The 8,252-nt window shown below is 44.1% G+C and carries 8 protein-coding genes; 2 read left to right on the top strand and 6 right to left on the bottom strand.

Annotated features, from left to right (window positions below):
• Window positions 1-193: 193 nt before the first annotated feature.
• The 5 genes from RH85_RS15380 to hemC form a co-directional block, all read right to left on the bottom strand.
• Window positions 194-532, bottom strand: coding sequence for a c-type cytochrome (locus RH85_RS15380; protein ID WP_006713620.1), 339 nt, complete (start codon window positions 530-532; stop codon window positions 194-196).
• Window positions 533-661: 129 nt separating this feature from the next.
• The gene (locus RH85_RS15375) at window positions 662-1,843 is read right to left on the bottom strand and encodes a heme biosynthesis protein HemY (RefSeq protein ID WP_006713619.1); all 1,182 of its coding nucleotides are present in this window, start codon (window positions 1,841-1,843) and stop codon (window positions 662-664) included.
• Window positions 1,843-3,075: a uroporphyrinogen-III C-methyltransferase gene (locus RH85_RS15370; RefSeq protein ID WP_006713618.1), complete on the bottom strand. Its 1,233-nt coding sequence runs from the start codon at window positions 3,073-3,075 to the stop codon at window positions 1,843-1,845. Before RH85_RS15370 ends, RH85_RS15375 begins: the two co-directional genes overlap by 1 nt.
• Window positions 3,065-3,820 carry a uroporphyrinogen-III synthase gene (locus RH85_RS15365; protein ID WP_006713617.1) on the bottom strand — a complete coding sequence of 252 codons (756 nt, stop codon included), beginning with the start codon at window positions 3,818-3,820 and terminating at the stop codon, window positions 3,065-3,067. The genes RH85_RS15370 and RH85_RS15365 overlap by 11 nt, the downstream gene beginning before the upstream one ends.
• A gap of 5 nt (window positions 3,821-3,825) precedes the next feature.
• Window positions 3,826-4,764 (bottom strand): hydroxymethylbilane synthase, encoded by a 939-nt coding sequence (gene hemC, locus RH85_RS15360; RefSeq protein WP_006713616.1) that lies wholly within the window; start codon window positions 4,762-4,764, stop codon window positions 3,826-3,828.
• Between the two features lie 347 nt (window positions 4,765-5,111).
• On the opposite strand from hemC, the gene RH85_RS15355 reads away from it, so the two are divergent.
• The gene (locus tag RH85_RS15355; protein ID WP_006713615.1) at window positions 5,112-7,640 is read left to right on the top strand and encodes a class I adenylate cyclase; all 2,529 of its coding nucleotides are present in this window, start codon (window positions 5,112-5,114) and stop codon (window positions 7,638-7,640) included.
• A 75-nt stretch (window positions 7,641-7,715) separates the two neighbouring features.
• On the opposite strand, the gene cyaY is transcribed toward RH85_RS15355, so the two are convergent.
• The gene (gene cyaY, locus RH85_RS15350) at window positions 7,716-8,030 is read right to left on the bottom strand and encodes an iron donor protein CyaY (protein ID WP_006713614.1); all 315 of its coding nucleotides are present in this window, start codon (window positions 8,028-8,030) and stop codon (window positions 7,716-7,718) included.
• 75 nt (window positions 8,031-8,105) lie between these two features.
• On the opposite strand from cyaY, the gene lptM reads away from it, so the two are divergent.
• On the top strand, window positions 8,106-8,228 hold the full coding sequence (gene lptM / locus RH85_RS23750; RefSeq protein ID WP_005600024.1) for an LPS translocon maturation chaperone LptM: 123 nt from the start codon (window positions 8,106-8,108) through the stop codon (window positions 8,226-8,228).
• Window positions 8,229-8,252: the final 24 nt, after the last annotated feature.

The raw sequence follows: 8,252 nt of genomic DNA, 5'->3' as shown, positions 1-8,252 counted from the left end.
GTGATGGCAGTTCAGTTGGTTAGGATTTTTATTGAAGAGCTTAGCGGCCTGTCACGCTAGGGGGCGTGTTGCTTAGAAACTTAATTGAAGCTCTGATTAGCCACTACCATGCTTTTCTATTCTCTATTTTAAGCCACTCTTTGAGTCTACATAGACGTATGTTGTCTGCGGCCTAATGAGGTTTTTTGCCCTGCTACTTATCTTGATTAATATGCTCAATGTAAGCAAAGATCTCTTTTACTTGCTGTTGATCCAGAACGCTTCCCCATGCAGGCATTTCTTCATTACCATTCAATACTACATCGATAAGCTCAGCTTCTGTTTCAAACCAAGAGTTGAGTTCTTGATAGATATTGGATGGTGTTTCTTTTAATCCATTTGCTGCTATACCATCACCATGACCAAGCTTTCCATGACAGGAGCTACAAAGGGATTGATAGTTTTGTTTAGCGCTGTCTAAAGGGGTTGCGTGGCTTATTGAAGCGTAGGCTAGAGAGGTCGCGAGAATGAGGATTGGAGTTATTTTGTTCATAGTTGAGCCTCTGTCATAGGTATTTCTTATATGGTATCTGATGCTATGTGAATGCGTTGTGAACAGTTTATTTGGATATAAAAAAGCCGGCATTACTGCCGGCTCGATGGTTAGATGATTGTTTAATTACTACTTGTTGCTCACGAGAGTAAGTGCTTTTTTAGACACTTCATGCGCCGCTTTATTAAAGTTTTGCTTCTCTAACGAATCAGCAAGGTAAGCGTAGTCTGAAACATTGGATCGTTGAGCAAGTGCTTTTTCAAAGTGTTGCTGAGCTTCCGACCATTTTTGGCTACGTAAATGAAATTGTGCAAGGGCGCTATGGGCTTCCGCATTGTTGGCATCCTTACGCAGTGTCTCTTCTAAGAAGACTTCTGCTGGATGGCTATCAAGAAGATTGAGCTCAGGCAGCAATTTATAGAGGTCGGCATTTGGATGCTTTTTGAGTGTTTCTTTAATAATGGTAAAGGCATTATCGTCCGCTTTACGCATGATTAATTGCTTACTAAAGCATTCCACTAAGTGAAGGTCACCTTTGACTTTACGAGGAAGTGAGTTCCAGTGTTGAATCAAACCTTCACTACCTTGTTGCTCTGCGATTTCCGTAAGTAACCCACATTCTGCCCGTTGCACTAGTTGCTGTTGTTCTTCTTTGGTGATCAACTTCGCTTTGCTCAGTTTTGGTAGTAGGTCTAGTAACAATTGCCAAAGCTTTAACTCAACATAAACCGATTTAAGTAAGTTGAGCACGACAGTGTTATTTGGAAACTCACCTTTTAAATCAGAAAGAGTGGCGAAAGCGTCTTCAAAGCGACTTTCGCGTAACTGCTGTTTTGCTCGAGTAAGCTCAACCGCTAAGCGGGAATCTTTTTGTTCAGAGGCCAGCTGTAAATAGTGATCGCGCTTGGCATCATCGCCGAGACCTTGCGCAGCTTCTGAAGCAACCAAATAGCATAGCAGAGGCATATCATGATGATTCGCCCAACTCGTTACTTTCTTCTCAGCATTTTTAAAATCACCTTCTAGTAACTTAATAATACCTTCATTGGTTAAGCGACGAGAGCGACGCATTTTCCGCACGCTGAAATAGTTCCACGTCGCTGAACTTGCATAAAATACTTTCTTGATTAAGTACTCTAAACCGAACAGTAGAGCCAATGCAGCGATGATGAAGATCACTAAGGTTGTCACGCTCATCTCAATCGTTTGGTTGGCGACTGAAATCAGGACATAGCCTTGTTGACCAGAATATTGACTGCCGACAAAAAGCCCGGCCCCGAGAACAATAAAGAGGAATATCAGTCGAAACATTATTTATCCTCCGTTCCTAACGTACTGACCTCACGACGTAACCTGTCGCGTATCACATCTGATAAGCTTTGCTGAGTTTGTAGTTTGACCGGATAGTCCACTTGAACATTCTGTTTACTCAGCTGCTTCAGCGCCTTATCAAATTCTTTAACGGCATTACTGTCTGGGTCGAAGAAAGATTGAGACCATTGTTCAGCGGTATCGAGAGCTGCAACATAAATGTCTTGTTGTTCGATATAAACCGCTTTAATAGCAGTTTCCAGCTTGGCTTTCATATTCTCTTTTAAATAGAAATGCTGCTGTGGTGAGAGCAGTGGAATGATGTTGCCATCGCGCGAACGGAAGGTAATAAAGTTTTCAGAGAAATCTTTAAGTGAGGTTTTAAGATTGCTTTGCCAGTCGGAGATGTCTTGCGAGACTTCTTTAGGTTGCTCGGGTTGAGCTTCAGGCAAAATAGCGTTTGCTAATGGTAATTCATCGACTTGTTGTTGAAGTGCCGTTAAACGTAACACTAAGCCATCACGGTCGATGAAAGGGATTGATTTTAGTGTGGTGATGTCTTTTGCCATTAGTTTACGCAGCGGTACTAAGCTTGGGTCGTTCAGTGCCGCAATACGTTGATCCGCACTTTCCATCAACTGAGTCGCGCTTTCCGCGTCATGTTCTAAAAACAATTTACGACCGGCAAGTTTGACTAAATAATCCGCCTCTGCAAGTAACCAGTCGTTAGGACGACGACCTTTGACATCAGAAATAGCCAATTGCAGGCTCTCAATACTTTTCTGCTGTTGCGCTAGAATGGTCTCAGCATGGTGAGTGACTTCAGTTGCTTTTGCGATAGTCGCTTTTTCTGCAGAAGCCAACTCACTGCGTAGAGAAGACTGAGTTTGTTCTAGTTGATTACGCAGCGCATCTAACTGTGCTTGGTATTGAGCGTCTTTTTGTTGCAGGTGATAAGTTAAACCACCACCGAATAAGATAGATAGCACGATGGCGACTACCCCCAGCTTTACGCCGCGTTTACCTTGCTTCTCTTCAAACTTTGGAGGCTGGTTATTGGGTGTTGCTTGAGGTGGGGGCGACGGTGAACCCACCGCTTGGTTTTTATCTGTGGTGTCTTTGTTCGGCTCGCTTTGTTTTGATGAACTTAGCTGTTCTTGTTTTTGTTCATCGATGGTCGCTTTGGTTTCTTTCTCTGATTCAACCTGATCGTTGTTTTTTTTACTTGTCATGATTCTCGTCCTGTTTGTTTGGCCAGAGAGTTGCCAATAAATCTTGGTTTGAAGCACTTCCTGTATTGACGACGGAATGGAAGCCAAAACGTCGCGCTTCATTTGCAATTCGTTCACTTGGAACAAAAAGCGTTAATTGTTGTAACCAGCTCTGGTATTGAGGCATCGTTTGCTGGATAAAAAAGTTAAGTTGCCCGGAACTGGTAATCACTAGTCGATCCACTTGGTTATCTTGCCAGAGTGGTACCGTTAATTCTGAGCGGAAAGCGAGATTTTCTCGTTTATATACTTCGCAATATTCTACCTGAGCTTGGCGTTGTATCAGTGTGTCAAAAATGAGTTCACGGCCACCATTGCCACGCAATATCAAGATACGCTTGCCGACAATATCGTTAAGTTGAGGCATGCTCAGCAAATGCTCACTATCACTTACTTCTGGATAGTTTACGTTTTGTTGTACTGCTTTGCCTAAATAGTGTGCTGTTTTTTGACCAACGGCAAGGTAAGTTATTGATTGAGGCCAATCGACCTGCTGATCCGTAAGCACTCGGCGGGCGAATTTAACTGCGTGTTGACTGACCGCGATAACAATATCTATATCACGAAGTTGAAGAGGTAAGCTGGAGAGATGTTCTCCAGCTTGGATGGTAATCAGTGGGTGATGAAGCGCTTTTACGCCATGCAGTTGAAGCTGATGGCAAAGCGCTTTCCCTTGTTCACCTGGTCGAGTGACCAACACTGTCATGGTGATTACTCGTGGTCAGCGTAGAGCCTAGTTAAAATGTCACGAGCGCCTTGGTCTAACAGTTGATTCGCCAGTGTGATACCGAGTTCTTCTGCTTGAGTTCGTGGGCCGTGGATTTCGCCGCGAATAATTTGTGAGCCATCAGGCTCTCCTACTAGAGCGCGGAGCCAGATTTGGTCGCCGTCTAATAATGAGTAACTACCGATAGGTACTTGGCAGCCGCCTTCAAGGGTGAGATTCATCGCGCGCTCACACAGCACGCGATCGGCAGTATCTTTGTGGTTAAGTGGTTCAAGCAGCTTAATTAAGCGTTCATCATCTAAACGACATTCAATGCCTACCGCACCTTGACCAACCGCAGGCAATGATTCTTCCGCTTCCATGAAACTACGAATGCGTTCTTCGAGTTCCAAACGCTTGAGTCCTGCCGCTGCAAGAACAATGGCGTCAAATTCGCCAGCGTCTAGTTTGCCCAGACGGGTCCCTACATTGCCACGTAGGTCTTTAATAATGATGTCTGGGCGGCGTTCCTTAATTTGACACTGGCGGCGTAGGCTACAAGTGCCGACTACGGCGCCTTGCGGCAGTTCATCAATGCTGTTGTAAGTGTTGGAAACAAAAGCATCACGTGGGTCTTCACGCTCACAAATTGTAACCAGGCCAAGCCCTTCAGGAAAATCAACCGGTACATCTTTCATCGAGTGAACGGCAAGGTCTGCACGACCTTCTAACATCGCCACTTCCAACTCTTTCACGAACAAGCCTTTACCACCGACTTTTGCTAGCGGAGTATCAAGAATGATATCGCCCTTGGTTACCATGGTCACCAGCTCTACTTCTAAACCAGGGTGGGCAGCTTGCAGTGCGTCTCTAACAAAATATGCTTGCCAAAGAGCGAGTGGGCTTTTGCGTGTTGCAATTCGGATTGGAGATGAGTGTGTCATAATCGCCTGCGATAATTTAAAGGTGAATAGGCTTATCCTACCATTGTGTGGGTGAAAAATTTACTTGCGATTGCAAGCTAAGGATAATTCCCGATTCTGTAGCACATTATTGTCAAAATAGTGTGATAGCAATCCCGTTTATAGACTAGGCTATTATAAGAAAAAGCAGTTACATACCACACTATGGGCTGAGTGAACGACGGAAGTTGAGCAGCAAAACAATGTAGATTCGATCGTACAAATCTTTACCAATTCAAATAAAAATGATAGATTGATCACGTTTTGTTGGTGCTTTAGGCGAATTTTCGACCAAGGCGTCGAATATAAAATCATTCAAGGAATAACCCTTGCAGGCTTACACTGAGAAGTTGATCCAAAGACTAGATAACTTGAACCAGCAGCGAATCGATCGCGCGCTGGCGCTTATGGATTTGCAAGCTCAGCGAGTCTTTCATCTTATTCCTGTCCTTCTGCACTACAATCACCCGGTGTTCCCTGGTTATTATGACGCGCAAGTACCGTATGGTATTTATGGCCTTGAACCAAACTCAGTTCAGCGTCAGCTGATTGAAGACACCGAACTCACCATCGGCCAATCTCTTTCCTCTCGTGATACCCCTGCGATTTTAGCGCTCTATACAATGGGCAGTACTTCATCCATTGGACAAAGCACCTCAAGTGACTTAGACATTTGGGTTTGTGTGTCGCCTTTGATGAGCCACGATGAGCGTGAAAATCTCAATAATAAGTGTCTACTGATCACTGATTGGGCACAGAGCCAAGGTATTGAAGCGAACTTTTTCATCATGGATGAAGAGCGCTTTAAGTCTAACCGTTCGGAAGAAATGACCGGTGATAACTGTGGTTCCTCACAGCACATGTTGTTGTTGGATGAGTTTTACCGCAGTGCAGTACGCTTGGCAGGACAAAGATTGTTATGGCAAGTTGTTCCACCAGAAATGGAAGAATGCTACGACGAATACGTAGAGCGTTTGTGCCAAGCGGGCACAATAGATTGCTCTACTTGGATTGACTTTGGTCAGCTTAACCGAATTCCAGCTGAAGAATATTTTGGTTCGAATTTATGGCAGTTGTACAAGAGTATCGACTCACCTTATAAGTCGGTGCTTAAAGCGATCTTACTAGAGGCGTATTCGTGGGAGTATCCAAATACACAACTTCTTAGCCTTGATACCAAACGTCGCTTTTTTGCTGACGAACCCGACCTATATGGTATGGATGCGTATTATCTAATGCTTGAGAAGGTGACTCGCTATTTAGAGCGAATTGGTGACACAACTCGTTTGGATTTAGTGCGTCGTTGTTTTTACCTTAAGACTCATGAAAAGTTATCACGTGAGCCTGGTATAGGTTCAGTGGCTTGGCGTCGTGAAGCGATGAACGAAATGGTTGAGCAATGGCATTGGCCACACGCGACCATTGTTGAGCTTGATGATCGTCGACATTGGAAAGTGGAGCAAGTTAAGGTCGTCCACCATGCGTTACTTGATGCATTGATGTTGAGCTATCGTAATTTGATTCAATTTGCTCGCCGTAATGACATTACTTCGGCGATCAGTCCTCAGGATATTAGTATTTTGGCTCGCAAGCTTTATGCGGCGTTTGAAGTGCTGCCGGGTAAAGTTACCTTGCTGAACCCCCAGATTTCCCCTGATCTGCATGAGCCTGACCTGACTTTTATTGAAGTACCGCAAGGGCGTACGAACCAGTCAGGTTGGTACCTCTACAAGCAACCGTTGCAACCTATGCGTATCCTTGGGCAGCCGCATCTTGAGCATAATGAATACTTAAGTAAATTGGTGGCATGGGCATTTTTCAATGGTTTGATCACTGAATCGACACGCTTAAATTCGGTTATTCGCGATGCTTACTTGGATATTGATAAGTTTTATCAGATGGTGAGTGATTTGCGTAATACCTTTTCATTGCGCAAACGTCGCCCAACCATGCAAGCACTTGCGAGCCCGTGTGAAATCAGCCAACTGGCGATGTTCATCAACTTTGAAAACGATCCTACTGCCGAGTTAAGTGGCAAGTCGTTGAAAGTTGATTTGAAAAATATTGATATCTTTAGTTACGGCCCAGAACAGAAATGTTTGGTCGGCAGCGTTGATTTAGTTTATCGCAACTCTTGGCATGAAGTGAGAACACTGCATTTTCAAGGTGAAACGGCGATGCTGGATGCCTTGAAAACCGTATTAGGCAAAATGCACCAAGATGCGTTACCACCTGAGTCGGTGGATGTGTTCTGCTATAGCAAAAACTTGCGTGGTGTCATGCGCAATATGGTCTATCAGCTGCTAGCTGAGTGTATTGATCTGCGTTTGAAGCCCGTAGAACAAGAAAAACGTCGTCGTTTTAAAGCGCTGCGTATTGCTCAACAGATGTATGGCTTGTTCTTTGAACGTCGCGGTGTCTCGGTACAAATGCTGGAGAACTCGGTTGATTTCTACCGCAGTATTTCATCCAACAAACTTAAGGGTTCGCCGTTATTGATGTTGGATAAAGATCAAGATTATCAACTGCCAGAAATCGTGGATAACTACGCCAGTGAAGGTTTGGTGCAGTTCTTCTTCGAAGATAATGAGCAGGGCTTTAATATTTATGTGCTTGATGAATCGAATCGGGTGGAAGTGTATCACCAGTTTAACGGTGAGAAAGATGAGATGATCGCGAGCGTGAATAGTTTCTATACGTCTGCTCGTGATGATAGCCAAATGGCCTCTAAGCTGATCAACTTCAATTTACCACAATACTATCAGATCGTTCATAACCACGACGAAGAGCCTTATATTGTACCATACCGCAATGATGGTGCGACGTACACCAAGCCTAATCGAGCGATCAACGCTTAATCTAATAGAGCACCATCAGGGTGCTCTTATTATTTGTGCTTTATAAAGGTACTAGCAAAGGTGAACTGGGTTCGCTTAGACCCATTCGATCTCTTCATCAGCGTGCTTTTCACACTCTTCTTTAACCATGCTAATGAGTTCAACGCCAGTCTTTGAACAAATCCATTGCTGATCAACGTAAGCAAAGTGAAAGCCACCAGAGCGCGATGCTAACCAAATCTCTTTCATTGGTTCTTGACGGTTGATGATGATTTGACTGCGATTCTCAAATTCAAGTGTCATCACGTTACCTGAGGTTTCGAAATCGATATCCGCGCCAGAATCATCAATCATTTCTTCGATGATTTGCATTTGTTCGTCCGCAAGTTGATGAAATTCTGTCTCGTTCATCTTGTCTATCCTATTGCTTTTCTTGAGTGTGGTGCGATTATAGGGGGCATTGGAATAATAATCACGATTAGCCCCATGAAAAAATCAATCTTAGCTCTGTTTTTACTATCAATGTTGGGTTTGGCAGGTTGCGGTCAAACAGGCCCACTCTACATGCCAGACGACGCTCCGCAGAATGAGCAGTCTCAAGAAAACTAATATCGGCAAGTGATGTCGGTCAGT

Origin of the sequence: Vibrio ichthyoenteri ATCC 700023 (genome assembly GCF_000222605.1) — a bacterium.
GTDB lineage: Bacteria > Pseudomonadota > Gammaproteobacteria > Enterobacterales > Vibrionaceae > Vibrio > Vibrio ichthyoenteri.
Note: the sequence above shows the minus strand (reverse complement) of the source record. Positions and strands in the feature narration are given on the sequence as shown.